This window comes from Flavobacterium sp. (genome assembly GCF_040402895.1).
Lineage (GTDB): Bacteria > Bacteroidota > Bacteroidia > Flavobacteriales > Flavobacteriaceae > Flavobacterium.
The window spans coordinates 1-17,416 of the sequence record NZ_JBBALR010000010.1; the positions used below are offsets into that span (position 1 = coordinate 1).

Genomic DNA, 17,416 nt, shown 5'->3' on the forward strand with positions numbered 1-17,416 from the left:
CCTACAACTACTCGTTTCATTTATATTTTATTATTATTCTTCAACTGGTTTTTCTGTGGTAGTGCTTTTAGCAAATTTTTTGGCTAATTTTTGTTGCATTTTATTTAATTCCTTTGAAAATTTTTCTGCTTTCACTTGTTTTACAACTTTGTCGTTCTCATAAAATTTCCAAATTCCAACCTTCACATTATTTTTATAGGTTCCTTCATATAATTTTTTTCCATTCCCATCAAAATAAATAGCAACACCTTCAAACAAATCATTCACATATTGATGTTGATCTATTTGCTTTCCATTTTCAGCAAATGTTTTTCCAACGCCATTTTTCTTACCTTCAATATAGTTTATTTCTTCCGCCAATTTATTTGCTTTATAAAATACTTTTCTAACTCCGTTTAGCTTTCCGTTTTTATAATTCTCAAGCGTCATAATATCTTTAGACTCTTGATGGTAATATTTCCATTGTCCTTCAAAAAGTTTGTTTTTTACGACGCCTTCGCTTACTTTATTTGATTTTTGATCGAAAAAAATAGTATAGCACGAACCATCATTTTTGGAAAAATCTCTTGTAGCAATTACAGTTCCAGCTTTGGTATCATCAAAATATTTAAATGTTCCAACTTCTTTACCGTGTTCAAAAACACCTTCATAACGAGGACGTTTGCTTTCCTCATAAAACCCTTTCCAAAAACCATGACGCAAACCTTGTTCGTCAATTTGATTTAATTTATCTTGTGCGGAAACCAAATTTGCAATTACTAAAAAAGCAATAAAAATTAGTTTTTTCATATGTTAATAAAGTTAATTTATAATGTGTTTTTATAACTAAAATATTAGAACGATTGTTTTACAAAAATAGTATAAAAAAACCTGTTCTCAACAAGAACAGGTTTTAAAGAATTTATTTTTTCTTTTGATTTAATGCTTTTTGAGCTTCTTGTTGTTCCATAATTTCTCGCATTTTCTTTTGAAATTTCGATTCCGTTTTAGGTTTCGTTTTATTCACTTGAATTTGTGCATGAATTTTTTCTTCGTTCACCACATACTTTTTAATGACTAACATAATTCCAATTGTAATTAAGTTGGAAATAAAGTTATATAAACTTAATCCAGAACCATAATTATTAAAGAAAACTAACATCATAATTGGAGAAAGATAAATCATAATTTTCATGATTTTACCCATATCTGGCATGCCTTCTTGTTGTGGTGCTTGCATGGCTTGGTCGCCTGTAGTCATTTTCATATAGAAGAAAATAGCAATAGCGGCTAAAATTGGAAACAAACTTACGTGATCACCATAAAAAGGTATATTAAATGGTAACTTATATATAGAATCGTAAGAAGATAAATCGTCTGCCCAAAGGAAACTTTTTTGTCTTAAATCAAAAGCAGAAGGGAAAAACTGAAATGAAGCATACATAAACGGTAATTGAATTAACGCTGGAATACAACCCGCCATTGGATTTACACCTGCTTTAGAATACAATGCCATTGTTTCTTGTTGTTTTTTCATTGGGTTATTTTTGAATTTTTCTCCCAATTCTGCAATTTCTGGTTTCAATACTTTCATTTTGGCTTGCGACAAGAATGATTTGTATGTTATAGGCGACATCGCAATTTTTATCAAAATCGTAAAGATAATAATAGCAATTCCATATGGCATAAATCCTGATAACAATCCAAATAATGGAATAAATATAAACATATTAATCCATCCAAAAATACCCCAACCTAATGAAACCAACTCATCTAAATTTTTGTCGTAAGCACTTAATGTTTTGTAATCTGTTGGACCATAATACATGTTCATGTCATAATTTAATGCCCCATTTTTAAACTCTAAAGGCATTTTAGCGGTAAAATTTTTAGTAAAAACAGTATCTACTTTTTCATCGTCAACTAAATTGTCAGATTTTAATTCTACTTTTTTTAATGGCGTATTTGTTAATAATACCGAGGTATAGAAATGCTGTTTAAAAGCTACATAAGTAACTGCTTCCGCTGTATCTTCTGTATCAGATGCCGCATTTAAATAATCGTCTTTTCCACCATCAAATTCGTAAATTAATTCGGTATATCTATTTTCGTAAGACACACTTTTTTCATTACGATATGTTTTTAAATTCCATTCTAAATCTGTTGGTTTTGAAGTGTTTAAAACATTCTCCAAACCTTGTGTACGAATAGAGAACTCCAACATATGATCGTTTTCTTTCATTACATAACGGTACTCTAAAAACTGATTTTCACCTGTTTTTAATTGCATCGTTACTACCTTATTTTTTCCTTCTTTACTAAATTTTGGTTCGAAGTATAACTCTTTTGTTTGGATAACTTTTCCGTCTTTTGTTGTGAAAGTCAAATTGAAGTTTGCATTGTTATCTTTAATAATTTGAACTGCTTTACCTGAACCTTTCTTAAATTGCTCTTCATTTAATATAGTAGCTTCAGAAATATACCCACCTTTATTTGCTATTTTTAATCGTAATACGTTATTTGCTAATAATGTGGTAGTGTCTTTAGCTGATGGCAATGATTCTGCATAAGCGAAAGCACCTAATTTAGATAATGCTTGTTGCGAAACTTTACCTGTAGCATCGGTTTTTTGAACTAATTGTGTTGAAGTTCCAGCAGCACTTTTAGGTGTTTTTGCTTCTTTATCAGCTTGTTCTTTTTTGACTTTTTCGGCTAACTCTTCTTTTGTAGGTTGGTTTGAATACATCATCCACATTAAAATTCCGAAGATTAATGTGAAACCAATTAACGACTTAATGTCAAACTTTTTTTCTTCCATAATATGAATGTACAACTCAAACAGAGTTAATTTAAATTTATAATTTGTATGCGTTTAAATAAAATCGTTGCAATATAACAATTCTATTTGTTTTTAACAGCTGCAGCCACTAATCCCATAAATAAAGGATGTGGATTTAACACTGTACTTTTATATTCTGGGTGGTATTGTACTCCAATAAAGAAAGGGTGGTTTGGTAATTCAATTATTTCCACTAATCCAGTATCTGGATTTGAACCTGAAGCTACTAAACCGGCTGCTTCCATTTCTGCTAGATAGTCACCATTAAACTCAAAACGGTGACGGTGTCGTTCTAAAATATCCGATTTTCCGTAAATTTTATGAGCCAATGTATTTTCTTTAATGGAACATTTCCAAGCACCTAATCGCATAGTTCCTCCTTTTTCAGTTACCGTTTTCTGTTCTTCCATTAAACTGATAATCGGATAGCTTGTATTTTCATTCATTTCGGTTGAATTGGCATCATTTTTTCCAAGCACGTTTCTAGCATATTCAATAGAAGCCATTTGCATTCCTAAACAAATTCCTAAAAATGGAATGTTATTTTCACGAACATATTTTATAGCTTCAATTTTACCTTCGATTCCTCTTTCTCCAAAACCTGGTGCTACCAAAATAGCATCTAAACCTTTAAGTTTTGAAGCTACATTCGATTTATCTATAAATTCTGAATGAATACTCACCACATTGACTTTCGTTTCTTGTGTAGCTCCGGCGTGTATAAAAGCCTCTAAAATGGATTTGTATGAATCTTGCAATTCTACATATTTTCCAACTAAACCAATATTTACTTCGTGTTTTGGATGTTCTAATTTAAATAAAAACTCATTCCATAGTTTTAAATCTGGAGTGGTTTTTTCTGGTAAATTTAATTTTTTAAGCGCTACTTTATCTAATCCCTCATCTTGCATTAAGTTTGGAACTTTGTAAATCGTTGAAGCATCAATGGATTGAATAACTGCTTCTTTTTTAACATTACAAAACAAGGCTAATTTCTGACGTAAATCTTGTGATATTTCATGTTCTGTCCTACAAACTAAAATATCGGCTTTAATACCACTTTCCATCAAAGTTTTTACCGAATGTTGTGTTGGTTTTGTTTTTAATTCACCCGCAGCAGCTAAATAAGGCACTAAAGTTAAATGAATAACAATTCCATTATTGTCACCTAATTCCCAAACCAACTGACGTACGGATTCTATATATGGTAAGGATTCTATATCTCCTACTGTTCCACCGATTTCTGTAATTACAATATCATAATCGCCCGAATTACCAAGCAATTGCATGCGTTCTTTAATTTCATTTGTGATGTGAGGTACAACTTGAACCGTTTTTCCTAAAAATTCGCCACGACGTTCTTTTTCAATAACTGACAAGTAAATTCTACCTGTTGTAACATTATTTGCCTGAGATGTTGGTACGTTTAAAAAACGTTCGTAATGACCTAAATCTAAATCCGTTTCTGCACCATCATCTGTTACATAACATTCGCCATGTTCGTATGGATTTAAAGTTCCTGGATCTACGTTAATATAAGGATCAAATTTTTGAATTGTTGTTCTATACCCTCTTGCTTGTAATAATTTTGCTAAAGATGCTGCTATAATACCTTTTCCTAATGAAGAAGTAACACCACCTGTAACGAAAATGTATTTTGTTTGATTCATGTTGTTGTTTGTTGTGTTGTTTTGAGAAACATACAAAATGTTCGCTCTGATATTGAATTTAAAAACACGCAAAGATAATATTAATTAGCCAATTATCAATAAGTCAAATTGTCAATTATGTATTAAATTTAGGGTTTTGGATATTTTTTATGAATGTTATGAATTAATTCTTCTAATCCATTAAGTTTTAATTCATACACCAATTTAAGTTGTTCGCCTAAAGTTCCAGCAGGAAAACCTTTGTTTTTGTACCAAACAATATAGGGTTCGGGCAAGTTGATAAGATAACGACCTTTAAATTTCCCGTAAGGCATTATTGTGTATGCGAGTTTGATGAGTTGGTCTTGGTTGGTCATTTTTTGAGAATATAGAGTATAGAAAATAGAACACAGAAAATAGAGAAAGAATATAGATGTATGCTTATTTTCTGACTTTAAATCACTTCCAATTAAAAACCACTTCCTTTTTAATTTCTGGATGTAAACTATTTAGAACTGGACAAGTCATTGCCGTTTTTTCTAAAATGATTTTTTCTTTATCTGAAACCGAAACATTCATTGTAAAAGTGACATGAATTTCTGTAATTCGTCTTGGTTCAGTTCCCATAATTTTAGTGACTTCAGCCGTTGAATTTGAAAAATCCACATTTAAATCTTGTGCCTTTATTCCCATTACCGTAAACATACAACTTGCCAAAGCATTTGCTACTGTATCAGTTGGTGAAAATGCCTCTCCTTTACCGTTATTATCAATTGGTGCATCCGAAATAATTTCTGAACCAGAAGCTAAATGTATCGATGATGTTCTTAAATTGCCTAAATAAGTTACTTTTGAAGTTGCCATTATTGTGCTTGTTTTATGGTTAAATCTGAATTATAATACATCATATAAACGCCAGAATTAGAATTGTTTATATAATTAAATTGACTTTCAATTTGCTCTGAGATTTGACTTTCAGCAGATTTAATAAACCCATCTTCCTGACACATTCTTAAAATGGCATCAAAAGTGACATCAAAGCCACGTGTCGCATATTGGTTGGGTTGTACTTTATTGTCTTTTTTAAACGCTTTTGCAAAATTTAAGGCTTCTAATGATTCATTCTCACGAATAGCAGAAGGATACAACATTTGTAAAGCAGCTAAGTTTTTGGATGGAATTTCTACAAAATCCAAAGCATCATTTCTTTCGACAACTACCAGTTGAATATCAAATTCTTTTTTAAGTTTTAATAAATTATTTACTACGGAAAGTACTTGAATAATTTTATCTGAATCTAAAATCACAAAGTTCTTTTTCCCTTTTTGTAAATTAGATTTTAAAATCGCATAATCAAAAATGCCTTTTTCATTAAAATAAAAGGATTTCACTTCTGGATAATTAGAAGAAAAATAAGTGCTTAATTTTGATTTTGTATTAGAATGAATAGCAAAAACAGCATCTGATTTTGATTTTAAATACCCCATTAATTTTTCCTTTTGAATGGTTTCATTAGGCATAGCATAAAAAACGTTGGCACCTCCTGCGCCAACATCATTGGTTAATGGAGAAATAACAGCTGTATTTTTATCAACTAACTGTCCAGCAAGCTCTACAAACGAATTGGTAAAAGGGCCAATTACAACATCTACATTAGAAAAATTATTATTTTTAATTAATGCAGCCACGTTAGAAGAATATTTTGAAGATTCTGCATCATACACTTTTGCTTTAATTGGTAATCCCAACACTTTTGCCGAATCAATTGCTTTTAACGCACCTGTATAAAAATCAAGTGTAATGTTTAAAAATTTATCAGTTTTTAAATATTCGATTTTAGTTTTAGAAGAATCTTTTTCAATTCTATTAATATTGAAAGGCATCAATAAAACTAAATTTCTTACTTTGGTTTTATTTACGGTTTCTAATAAATTTACTTTTTCTTTTTTAAAAATTACAGAATCTTTTTTTAGAATTAGGGTACTCCTTTTTGGCAGAACCAATAATGTACCTTCAATTAAACCCTCTTTTGCTGATGGATTTTTGGCAATAATATCTTCTACAGAAACATTAAATTTTTTCGAAATACTATACAGCGTTTCTTTAGCTTCTACTTCATGAGAAATCACGTTCTCAGAAGATACAATAGTTTTTACTGATTTTGGCAAAGTCAAAACGACTCCTTTTTTCAATCGAATTTCCGTTCCAATTTCAAATTCTGTTCCCATTTCTGGATTTAGTTTTTCTAACTCTTCAATCGAAATTCCATATTTTTTTGAAACAGAATATTTAGTATCTTTAGGTTGAATAATATGCTTGTTTGGTGAAGATGAACCAATTATTGCAGCTTTTGGAATGGTGAGAATACTATTTTCTTGAACACCGCTTTTAACTTCTGGATTGGCTTTCAGAATATCTTCTGTAGTTATATTATATTTTTTTGAAATACTATATAAAGTTTCACCCTTTAAAACGGTATGTTTGGTTTGCGCATAATTTAGTACACTTACCAAAAATAAAATCAATATATAATATGCTTTTTTCATAGTGGTTGGTTTGTATTTTTATCGAATCAATTTGAATAATACGTTTCAAAAATAAGCATTATAAATTCAATTACAACATTTCAAAATAAAAAAAGCAATGTCAAATTTTAGAAAATATTGACATTGCCATTGTATTTGAAATTATTATTTCTTTTTTATTCCCATTCAATAGTTGCGGGTGGTTTCGAGCTAATATCATATACTACACGATTCACACCACGAACATTATTGATAATTTCATTGGATATTTTCATTAAAAATTCATAGGGCAAATGCACCCAATCGGCTGTCATTCCGTCTGTAGATTCTACAGCTCTTAATGCTACTACTTTTTCATACGTACGCTCATCGCCCATTACACCTACACTATTTACAGGCAATAAAATAGCTCCTGCTTGCCACACTTTATCGTACAAACCGTGTTCTTTTAAACCGTTTATGAAAACAGCATCTACTTCTTGTAAAATGGCTACTTTTTCAGGGGTAATATCACCTAAAATACGAATGGCTAAACCAGGACCTGGAAAAGGATGGCGGCCTAATAACTCAGGGTCAATTCCTAATGTGGCACCCACCCTGCGCACTTCGTCTTTAAATAACATGCGTAACGGTTCTACAATTTGCAATTTCATAAAATCCGGTAACCCACCCACATTATGATGCGATTTTATAGTCGCTGAAGGTCCGCCAGTTGCCGAAACCGATTCAATTACATCGGGATAAATCGTACCTTGACCTAAAAATTTTACATCTTTTAATTGATTGGCTTCATCGTCAAACACTTCAATAAAAGCATTTCCAATAGCTTTACGTTTGGCTTCAGGATCATCAAGTCCAGCTAAAGCATCATAAAATCGTTGAGAAGCATCAACACCTTTGACGTTTAATCCCATTCCTTTGTACTGGTCTAAAACACTTTGGTATTCGTTTTTTCGTAATAATCCGTTATTTACAAAAATGCAATATAAATTACTACCAATTGCTTTATTTAAAATTACCGCAGCAACAGTAGAATCTACTCCACCAGATAATCCTAATACTACTTTATCGTCACCAATTTTGGCTTTCATATCTGCAATTACTTCTTCCACGAAAGCATTTGGAGTAAAGGTTTGTGCTACTTTTGCAATTTTAACCAAGAAGTTTTCTAACATTTGTTTTCCATCTGTAGAATGATAAACTTCTGGATGAAATTGAATAGCGTAAGTAGTCTCACCTTCAATTTTATACGCTGCGTTTTCCACGTCTTTTGTACTGGCAATTTTGATTCCGTTTGTTGGTAATTTTTTGATTGAATCGGAATGGGACATCCAAACTTGACTATTGTCTGAAACACCTTCTAAAAATACTTCGTTTTCTTTGATGTAGGAAAGATTTGCTCTTCCGTATTCTCTTGTGTTAGAAGCTGCTACTTCGCCACCAGAAAAATGAGCTAAATATTGGGCACCATAACAAACAGCTAATAAGGGTTTTTTACCTCTAATTTGAGATAAATCTGGGTGCAACGCTTCTTCTGAACGCACCGAACAAGGGCTTCCACCTAAAATTACCGCTTTATAAGACGATAAATCCGATGGTATTTTATCAAAGGGGAAAATTTCACAGAAAATATTTAATTCTCTTACTCTTCGAGCAATTAGTTGGGTATATTGAGATCCGAAATCTAAAATTAATACGTTATTCATTAGTATTGAAAATTGTGTGTTATTTTAATTTTTATGAAAATAAACAACATAGATGAAAAAAACTACTAAAATTTCTTAAATCTGTGTTGCTATTTCTAATATTCAAACGTTCCGTATTCCGAAACTATAGTTAGCTTTTTATTGTCTGATTGTTCTACTCTACCTACAATTTTTGCATCGATGTTAAATGATTTTGAAATTTCAATAATATCTTTTGCAATTTCAGCTGGTACATAAATTTCCATACGATGTCCGCAATTGAATACCTGATACATTTCTTTCCAATCGGTTTGAGAGTTTTCCTGAATCAGTTTAAATAATGGTGGTACGGGAAACAAATTATCTTTAATCACGTGAACGTTGTCAACGAAGTGAAGCACCTTAGTTTGGGCACCACCACTGCAATGTACCATTCCATGAATTTGATTTGAAGCATGTTTTTCTAAAATCTTTTTGATGACTGGTGCATACGTTCTTGTTGGGGAAAGTACTAATTTACCTGCATCAATAGGGCTGTTTTCAACAGTATCGGTTAATTTTGTTTGACCTGAATACACTAATTCGTTCGGAACAGCTGCATCAAAACTTTCAGGATATTTTTGAGCCAAATATTTCGCAAAAACATCGTGACGCGCAGATGTCAAGCCATTACTTCCCATTCCGCCATTATATTCCGTTTCATAAGAAGCTTGCCCAAATGAAGCCAATCCTACAATTACATCACCGGCTTTAATATTCGCGTTATTTATTACTTTACTTCTTTCCATACGGGCCGTTACGGTAGAATCTACTATAATAGTACGAACCAAATCGCCTACGTCAGCCGTTTCGCCACCTGTAGAATGAATCGTAACGCCGTGTTTCTTTAATTCTGCAATTAATTCTTCTGTTCCATTAATGATAACTGAAATGACTTCAGCGGGAATTAAATTTTTATTTCTTCCTATGGTAGAAGACAATAAAATATTATCGGTTGCACCTACACACAATAAATCATCAATATTCATAATTAAAGCATCTTGCGCAATACCTTTCCAAACTGAAATATCGCCTGTTTCTTTCCAGTACATATAAGCTAAAGCTGATTTTGTACCCGCCCCATCTGCATGCATAATAATGCAAAACTTCTCATCATTAGTTAAATAATCGGGGATGATTTTACAAAATGCTTGAGGAAATAATCCTTTATCAATATTTATAATCGCATTATGTACATCTTCTTTGGAAGCAGAAACTCCTCTTAAATTGTAGCGTTGGCTCGTTTCAGAACTCATTATTATGTGTTGTTTGTTGTGTGGAGCAAAGATATAAATAATTAGGTAATGTGCCAATAAGATAATAAGACAATTTACCAATTCAAAATAAAACAAATCAGAATTAAGCGGTATCAAAGAAAATTTCACAACCTTTGCAGATAAGTTTTACACAAAACATCAAAAATAGAATTGGAAAAGTTAGAAAATTCATTTACTAGTTGGACAGTTTGTCAAAATTGTAAAGGGCAAGGTAAAAAAAATCGGAAGCAAACTAAAAAAACGTTAATTCAACAAGAAAGCATCGTAACTAAAAACGAACAAATTTCTTGTAAAAAATGTTTGGGTTCTGGTTTAATTGCATCTATTGATTTTCCAAAAACTGACACTGAGAATTATCCAAATATTGCTATTATTGGCGGTGGAATCGGTGGAGTCGCCTTAGCTGTTGCTTGTTTACACCGAGGTATTCCGTTTACATTATTCGAACGTGATAAAAGTTTTTCTGACCGATCTCAAGGTTATGGACTTACGCTACAGCAAGCAAGTAAAGCCATGAAAAGTTTTGGGTTACAGTCTTTAAAAGAAGGTATTGTTTCTTCAAAACACCTCGTTCATACTACAGAGGGTAACATAATTGGAGCATGGGGAATGAGAAAATGGATACCATCAAATACCAAAAAATCACATAAGAAAACCAATATTCATATAGCAAGACAATCGTTACGATTAGCATTGCTTGAACAACTTGGCGCAAACAGTAATGTTCAATGGGGGTATCAATTATTAGATTTTAAGGAATCTGATACTAAAATTGATTTGAGTTTTCAAGTAAACGGGGAAATTAAAAACGTTCAAACGGATATTTTAGTTGGTGCAGATGGCATTCGAAGTTCCGTAAGAAAATTATTGCTAAGTGAAGAAATTTCACCATTACGTTACTTAGATTGCATGGTTATATTAGGTATTTGTTCTTTAAAATCACTAAAAAATATTGAAAGTCCTTTACTGGATTCGGCTACCGTATTTCAAACCGCAAATGGTAAAGAGCGTATTTATGTAATGCCTTATGATGCTGATGCAGTGATGTGGCAACTTAGTTTTCCAATATCGGAAGCAGCAGCAAAAGAAATAAGTACAAAAGGCAAAAATTCGCTTAAAGAGGAAGCGATACAAAGAACTAATTGGCACTCGCCTATTCCAGAAATTATCAAAGCTACTTTAGAATCTGAAATTTCAGGATATCCTGTTTATGATAGAGAATTATTAACAACCGAATTATTGGAAAGCGGTAAAAACATAACTTTAATTGGTGATGCGGCACATCCTATGAGTCCGTTTAAAGGACAAGGTGCCAATCAGGCATTATTAGATGCATTATCGTTGGCTCGAGAAATTACAAAAAAATGTACAAAATCTTCAAACTGGAAAGAAATTGGAATTAGAAAAAGTGTTCTAAACGATTTTGAATCCGAAATGCTATCACGTAGCAACAGTAAAGTGAAAGATTCTGCAGCAGCTGCGAAATTTTTACATTCAGAAATAGTGCTTCAAGAAGGAAATGAACCTAGAGGAAGTGTGTTTAAGAAAATAGAAAGATAGTTAGATATTTAGATAGTTAGATTTTTAGATGATTAGACAATTTACTAATAAAGTTACTTTTCTAAAATCATAATTTCTACTCTCCTATTGGCTGCGGCTTGATCTTCTGTGGCTTCTGGAATTGGAAATTTTGGTTTCGAAACACCGAAACCTTTTACTTTTATACGACGTTCTAAAATATAATTCGATTGTAAAACACGTCTTACTTGTTTGGCTCTATCTAAAGATAAATTCCTTAAGTCCTTATCTACACAACAAATATGTCCTTGAATTTCAATGTATAATTTTGGATTCATTGTCATAATTCGAATCAATTCAAAAATTTCTCTTTGTGAAGAAGGCATAATGCCAAAGGAATTTTTATAAAACTGAATTTCAGGCAAAACAATTAAAGTTCCTGGTCGAGACAATTGAATTTTTTCTTCTAAAGTAGCACCTTCTGGGAAATTCATCGCTTCTTCTTCTATTGGAATTAACTCATTTGTATGCATGTCTTTAGGAACATCCATCTCTACTTTTGGTTGAATTAATAATGCCTCTTTAGCCAAATCTTTTTCTTGTAAAAAAACAAGTATCGCTTTTCTGTTTTCGGCTTTATTATTAGATAATGCTCCTTTTTCACCTAAAGAAACAGATTTAAAATCTTCCCTAATTTTAACCGATAGTTTTACTTTATTAAAAATATAATCTACACGTTTTTGTGATAAAGTATCATTGTAACCAGAAGAACCAACTTCATCTGTTGAACCCGTAATAGAAAGAATTTTAGAATTTTTATTTGCTGCAATCCATTTATTTAATTTAGCCAATTCCACTTGATTTAATGCTGATTTGTTGTTTTCGAAATAAAACGAAATACTTTCTTGACCAAAAAAGGTAAATGGAATAAGGTAAAAAGCAAAAGCAAATAGAAATTTCATTATTTTGTATGTTTTATGATTTTGATAGGCACAAATATAGACTAAAAACGATGCCATTTATTTATCTATGATTAAAATTTCTATACGGCGATTGGCTTTGCGTTCTTCTTCATTTTTTTCTGGAATAGGAAAAATAGGTTGTTGGGCATCAAAACTTTTATAACTTAGCCTCGATTGATCAATTCCATTTACTACTAAATATTCAATGGTCCCAAGACAACGTTTTAATGCAATTTCTTCTTTATCTTTTCCGGGTGTGCAGCAAATATGACCGTGAATTTCAATTTTTAATTTTGGATTGTCTTTCATTGTTTTTAGTAATTCTTCTCGTGGTTTATACGATTCTGGATATAATATATCCGATCTGTCGTAAAAGAATAAATTTTTAAGTAGTAATTTATCGCCTTTTTTAGATTTAGAAATACGTGTCCCTAAACTTTCTTCTGGAACAACTTTAGGTGGCGCTATTTTTTCAATTTTAAAATGAATTTCCACTTTTCTGTTTAAATCTAAATCCTTTAATTGATTGAAGTTTTCTCCTTTAGATTTTACTTCAAATTCAGAATTAAAAGAAGACAATCGAATTAAACTCGCAACAAAATTAGCTCTTGCTAACGCTAGTGAATCGTTATATTTATTAGAAGAACGCAAATCACAAAAGCCAATAACTTTCTGAACTTTCAAATCTTTTGTTTTCATAAACTCATTGAATTTGTTTATTTCTTTTTGGCTAAGTTCACTTGAATTGGTGTCAAAATAAAGTGTCATCTTTTTTTGTGAAAAAGAAGATAAGCAAAAAATAGAAAATAAACTTATTATTAATGATTTCATAAAATCGTGAATTCTTTAATATAACTAAAAACTACCAAAATTATTGTAAAAAAAAATGCTTGTTATTTCTAACAAGCATTTTCAAATCTAAACAAATATTATTTAATAAAAAATAATTCTCTATATTTTGTTAATGGCCAAATTCCATTATCAACTAAAAGCTCTAATTTATCGCAGTGTTCACGAATTACTTCAAAATATGGTTTTACTTTATTACAATAAGCAGCAGCCATTTTTTCAGTAGTATCTAAATTATTTGCTTTTTTGCGTTCTTCAATCATTTCGTCAATATTACGATTGATGCCTTCAATATGTTCTGATATTTCTTTGATTAACTCAATTTGTTCTTTCGCAATTTTTGTAAAATCTTTCTCAAAAATATCTTTTAATCCTTTTACGTTTTCAATTAACGTATTTTGATATTTAATAGCTGTTGGAATTACGTGATTACGAGCAATATCGCCTAAAACTCTTCCTTCAATTTGAATTTTCTTAGTGTATTCTTCTAATTCAATTTCGTAACGTGATTCTACTTCAATATGATTCATTACGCCTAATTCGGCAAATAAGTCAAATGCTTTTTTAGAAACTTTCGCTTTTAATGCTTCTGGAGTTGTTTTATGATTACTTAATCCGCGTTTTTTAGCTTCTTTTTCCCAAGCATCGCTATACCCGTCACCTTCAAATAAAATGGCTTTTGTTCCTTTGATGTATTCTCTTAACGTATTGAAAATCGCTTCATCTTTCTTTAAATCTTTTGTTTCAATTAATAAATCAACTTCTTTTTTGAAGTCGATTAATTGTTTCCCAACAATTGAATTTAAAGTAGTCATTGCAACCGCACAGTTAGCTGTAGAACCCACCGCTCTGAATTCGAATTTATTTCCAGTGAACGCAAATGGTGACGTTCTGTTTCTATCAGTATTATCTAATAAAACATCTGGTAATTTACCTACTACGTTTAATTTTAAATCTGTTTTTTCTTCTGGAGATAATTTTCCTTTTGTAACACCTTCTAATTCAGCTAATACTTTAGTTAATTGTTGTCCAATAAATACTGAAATAATTGCTGGTGGTGCTTCGTTAGCTCCTAAACGGTGGTCGTTACTTGCTGATGCAATTGACGCTCTTAATAATTCTTCGTAATCATGAACCGCTTTAATGGTGTTGATAAAAAACGTTAAGAACATTAAATTACTCATTGGCGTTTTTCCTGGAGATAATAAATTAATTCCAGTATCTGTTGCTAATGACCAGTTGTTATGTTTACCTGAACCATTTACCCCTTTAAAAGGTTTTTCGTGGAACAATACTTTAAAATCGTGTCTTTCAGCAACTTTTTCCATTACATCCATTAATAAAGAGTTATGGTCAACCGCTAAATTGGTTTCTTCAAAAATTGGAGCCAATTCAAATTGTCCTGGCGCTACTTCATTATGACGCGTTTTTACTGGAATACCCAATAACATACATTCGTATTCTAACTCTCTCATGTATTGTAAAACACGAGTTGGAATAGAACCAAAATAATGATCGTCTAATTGTTGTCCTTTTGAAGACGTGTGTCCTAATAAAGTTCTACCTGTTGCAATAATATCTGGTCTAGTAGCCGCTAAAGCAGAATCAATTAAGAAATATTCTTGTTCCCAACCTAAAGTTGGCGTTATTTTTTTAACATTTTTATCGAAATATTTAGCTACCTCAGTAGCAGCAGTATCAATAGCACTTAACGCTCTTAATAATGGTGTTTTGTTATCTAAAGCTTCCCCTGTATAAGATACGAAAACAGTAGGAATACATAAAGTACTACCAAAAATAAATGCTGGAGATGTTGGATCCCAAGCAGTATATCCACGCGCTTCAAATGTATTTCTAATTCCACCATTTGGAAATGAAGAAGCATCTGGCTCTTGTTGAACCAATTGTGAACCTCCAAATTTTTCAACAGGATCAGAACCATCCATTGAGGTTTCAAAAAAAGCATCATGTTTTTCAGCCGTTGTTCCTGTTAAGGGTTGGAACCAATGTGTATAGTGTGTAACTCCTTTTGATAAAGCCCACTCTTTCATTCCCATGGCTACGTAATCTGCAATTTTACGATCGATTTTTGTACCTAATTCAATTGCGCTTTTAACTGCTTTATAAGCATCTGGAGTTAAAAACTGACGCATAGATTTGTCATTGAACACATTAGAAGCAAAAATTTCTGATTTTCTTGCCGTTTCTTCAAAAGAAACTGGTTTTCTGCTTGTAGCTTTATCTAAAGCTTGGAAACGAAGTGTAGCCATAAAGTTAGGTTTTAAAATTAATTTCTAAATTTTACACTGCAAAAGTACAAAATATTTACAAATAAAAAAATTTACCCCCTAAAATTTTAGGGGTAGTATAAAAATTTTTTAAAATTAAATATTTATTACTCTAAAAATTAGGGGTCGAACTAACAAAAATGTAAAATCACATTTTTAATCTGAATGAAGCTAAAAATTTCTGAATTTTAATTTATATTTGCTAAAAATCAATTATTATGACAGTTTGGATTATTTTTCTAATCGCAATTTCTATATTTTTAGCACTTGATTTAGGTGTTTTTAATAAAAACCCTCATATTATTAGCAGTAAAGAAGCATCAAAATGGACCATTCTTTGGGTAACGCTTTCTTTTTTATTTTCTGGAATAGTATATTTACTTTATGCTGGAAATTTTATTGCCAACCCAACCGATTTAAAACCTGTACAAGCTTCTTTAAAATATATTACAGGTTATTTAATTGAGCTGTCATTAAGTGCAGATAATATTTTTGTAATTGCCATTATTTTTTCATCCTTTAAAATCCCACAAAAATACCAACACAGAGTTTTATTCTGGGGAATCATTGGAGCGATACTATTTAGAGGTTTAATGATTTTTTTAGGCGTAGCTTTAATCAATCAATTTGAATGGATTATATATGTATTCGGTGCTTTCTTAATTTTTACGGCCATGAAAATGCTTTTTAGTAAAAAGGAAGATGAATTTGATCCAAAAGATTCTAAAATATACAAAATCATTGGAAAAATATTTCCTGTTCATACCGAAATTGAAGGACAAAAATTTTTCATTAGAAAAGAAAATATCAACTACGTTACACCTTTATTTATTGCATTAATTGTAATTGAAGTAATGGATGTCATTTTTGCACTAGACAGCGTTCCTGCTATTTTAGCCATTACTTCTGATCCGTTTTTAGTATTCAGTTCTAATATTTTTGCAATTTTAGGATTGCGTTCTATGTATTTCTTCTTAGCCAATATGATTGAAAAATTCAGTTACATTGAATATAGTTTAATTGCCATTTTAACTTTCGTTGGTGTGAAAATGTTATTGATTCATCATTTTCCAGACTATTTTCCAGAATGGTTATCATTAGCATTTATTGCATTATCCATCACAATTGGAGTTCTGGTTTCATTACAAAAAAACAAAGAATCATCTTCATAATTCTAATTCAATACTATAAAAAACAAATAATGAAAATATATACTAAAACAGGTGACTCTGGCACCACTGTCCTTTTCGGCGGCACACGTGTACCAAAAGACCATATAAGAATTGAAAGCTATGGAACGGTTGACGAGTTAAATTCGCATATTGGGTTAATTCGTGACCAAGAGTTTAATTCGCATTACAAAGAGATTTTAATAGAAATTCAGGACAGATTATTTACTGTTGGTGCTATTTTAGCCACGCCACCTGAAAAAGAGGTCTTAAAAAATGGCGAGAAACGTTTACAAAATCTTGGAATTTTAGAAAGTGATATCGAATTATTAGAATCAGAAATTGATACTATGGAAGAGGCCTTACCACCGATGACGCATTTTGTTTTGCCTGGCGGACATACCACTGTGTCATATTGTCATATAGCGCGTTGTGTTTGCAGAAGAGCCGAGCGTTTAGCCGTGCATTTGGACCATAACGAACCTATTGCAGAGATTGCAATTAAATATTTAAACCGACTTTCTGACTATTTATTTGTATTGGCACGAAAGTTGTCTCATGATTTAAACGCTGAGGAAGTAAAATGGATACCTAGAAAATAGTATTTAGTGCTCAGTAAAAAGTGTTCCGTCAACAT

At 31.4% G+C, this 17,416-nt stretch carries 14 protein-coding genes; 3 read left to right on the forward strand and 11 right to left on the reverse strand.

Features of this window, described 5'->3' with window-relative positions; all coding sequences use genetic code 11:
- Positions 1-33: 33 nt before the first annotated feature.
- The 8 genes from ABWP60_RS08870 to ABWP60_RS08905 form a co-directional block, all read right to left on the reverse strand.
- On the reverse strand, positions 34-789 hold the full coding sequence (locus tag ABWP60_RS08870) for a toxin-antitoxin system YwqK family antitoxin (protein WP_353151480.1): 756 nt from the start codon (positions 787-789) through the stop codon (positions 34-36).
- A gap of 112 nt (positions 790-901) precedes the next feature.
- Positions 902-2,797: a membrane protein insertase YidC gene (yidC, locus tag ABWP60_RS08875; protein WP_353151483.1), complete on the reverse strand. Its 1,896-nt coding sequence runs from the start codon at positions 2,795-2,797 to the stop codon at positions 902-904.
- A gap of 83 nt (positions 2,798-2,880) precedes the next feature.
- Positions 2,881-4,488 (reverse strand): CTP synthase, encoded by a 1,608-nt coding sequence (gene pyrG, locus ABWP60_RS08880; protein ID WP_353151486.1) that lies wholly within the window; start codon positions 4,486-4,488, stop codon positions 2,881-2,883.
- 128 nt (positions 4,489-4,616) lie between these two features.
- Positions 4,617-4,844 (reverse strand): DUF3820 family protein, encoded by a 228-nt coding sequence (locus ABWP60_RS08885; RefSeq protein ID WP_353151489.1) that lies wholly within the window; start codon positions 4,842-4,844, stop codon positions 4,617-4,619.
- A gap of 82 nt (positions 4,845-4,926) precedes the next feature.
- The gene (locus ABWP60_RS08890; protein ID WP_353151492.1) at positions 4,927-5,331 is read right to left on the reverse strand and encodes an OsmC family protein; all 405 of its coding nucleotides are present in this window, start codon (positions 5,329-5,331) and stop codon (positions 4,927-4,929) included.
- Positions 5,331-7,013: a LysM peptidoglycan-binding domain-containing protein gene (locus ABWP60_RS08895; protein ID WP_353151495.1), complete on the reverse strand. Its 1,683-nt coding sequence runs from the start codon at positions 7,011-7,013 to the stop codon at positions 5,331-5,333. Before ABWP60_RS08895 ends, ABWP60_RS08890 begins: the two co-directional genes overlap by 1 nt.
- 155 nt (positions 7,014-7,168) lie before the next feature.
- On the reverse strand, positions 7,169-8,698 hold the full coding sequence (gene guaA, locus ABWP60_RS08900) for a glutamine-hydrolyzing GMP synthase (protein ID WP_353151497.1): 1,530 nt from the start codon (positions 8,696-8,698) through the stop codon (positions 7,169-7,171).
- A gap of 95 nt (positions 8,699-8,793) precedes the next feature.
- Positions 8,794-9,972, reverse strand: coding sequence for an AIR synthase related protein (locus tag ABWP60_RS08905; protein WP_353151500.1), 1,179 nt, complete (start codon positions 9,970-9,972; stop codon positions 8,794-8,796).
- Positions 9,973-10,143: 171 nt separating this feature from the next.
- On the opposite strand from ABWP60_RS08905, the gene ABWP60_RS08910 reads away from it, so the two are divergent.
- Positions 10,144-11,553 carry an FAD-dependent oxidoreductase gene (locus ABWP60_RS08910; RefSeq protein WP_353151503.1) on the forward strand — a complete coding sequence of 470 codons (1,410 nt, stop codon included), beginning with the start codon at positions 10,144-10,146 and terminating at the stop codon, positions 11,551-11,553.
- 53 nt (positions 11,554-11,606) lie between these two features.
- On the opposite strand, the gene ABWP60_RS08915 is transcribed toward ABWP60_RS08910, so the two are convergent.
- The 3 genes from ABWP60_RS08915 to ABWP60_RS08925 form a co-directional block, all read right to left on the reverse strand.
- On the reverse strand, positions 11,607-12,473 hold the full coding sequence (locus tag ABWP60_RS08915) for an OmpA family protein (protein WP_353151506.1): 867 nt from the start codon (positions 12,471-12,473) through the stop codon (positions 11,607-11,609).
- A 57-nt stretch (positions 12,474-12,530) separates the two neighbouring features.
- Complete coding sequence (locus ABWP60_RS08920; protein ID WP_353151509.1) at positions 12,531-13,241, reverse strand: OmpA family protein; 711 nt, start codon at positions 13,239-13,241, stop codon at positions 12,531-12,533.
- A gap of 161 nt (positions 13,242-13,402) precedes the next feature.
- Positions 13,403-15,592 carry a glutamine synthetase III family protein gene (locus tag ABWP60_RS08925; protein ID WP_353151512.1) on the reverse strand — a complete coding sequence of 730 codons (2,190 nt, stop codon included), beginning with the start codon at positions 15,590-15,592 and terminating at the stop codon, positions 13,403-13,405.
- A 236-nt stretch (positions 15,593-15,828) separates the two neighbouring features.
- Between ABWP60_RS08925 and ABWP60_RS08930 the strand changes: the two genes are divergently transcribed.
- Complete coding sequence (locus ABWP60_RS08930; protein WP_353151515.1) at positions 15,829-16,782, forward strand: TerC family protein; 954 nt, start codon at positions 15,829-15,831, stop codon at positions 16,780-16,782.
- 29 nt (positions 16,783-16,811) lie between these two features.
- Positions 16,812-17,381, forward strand: a complete 570-nt coding sequence (locus tag ABWP60_RS08935) for a cob(I)yrinic acid a,c-diamide adenosyltransferase (RefSeq protein ID WP_353151518.1) — start codon at positions 16,812-16,814, stop codon at positions 17,379-17,381.
- Positions 17,382-17,416 lie beyond the last annotated feature (35 nt).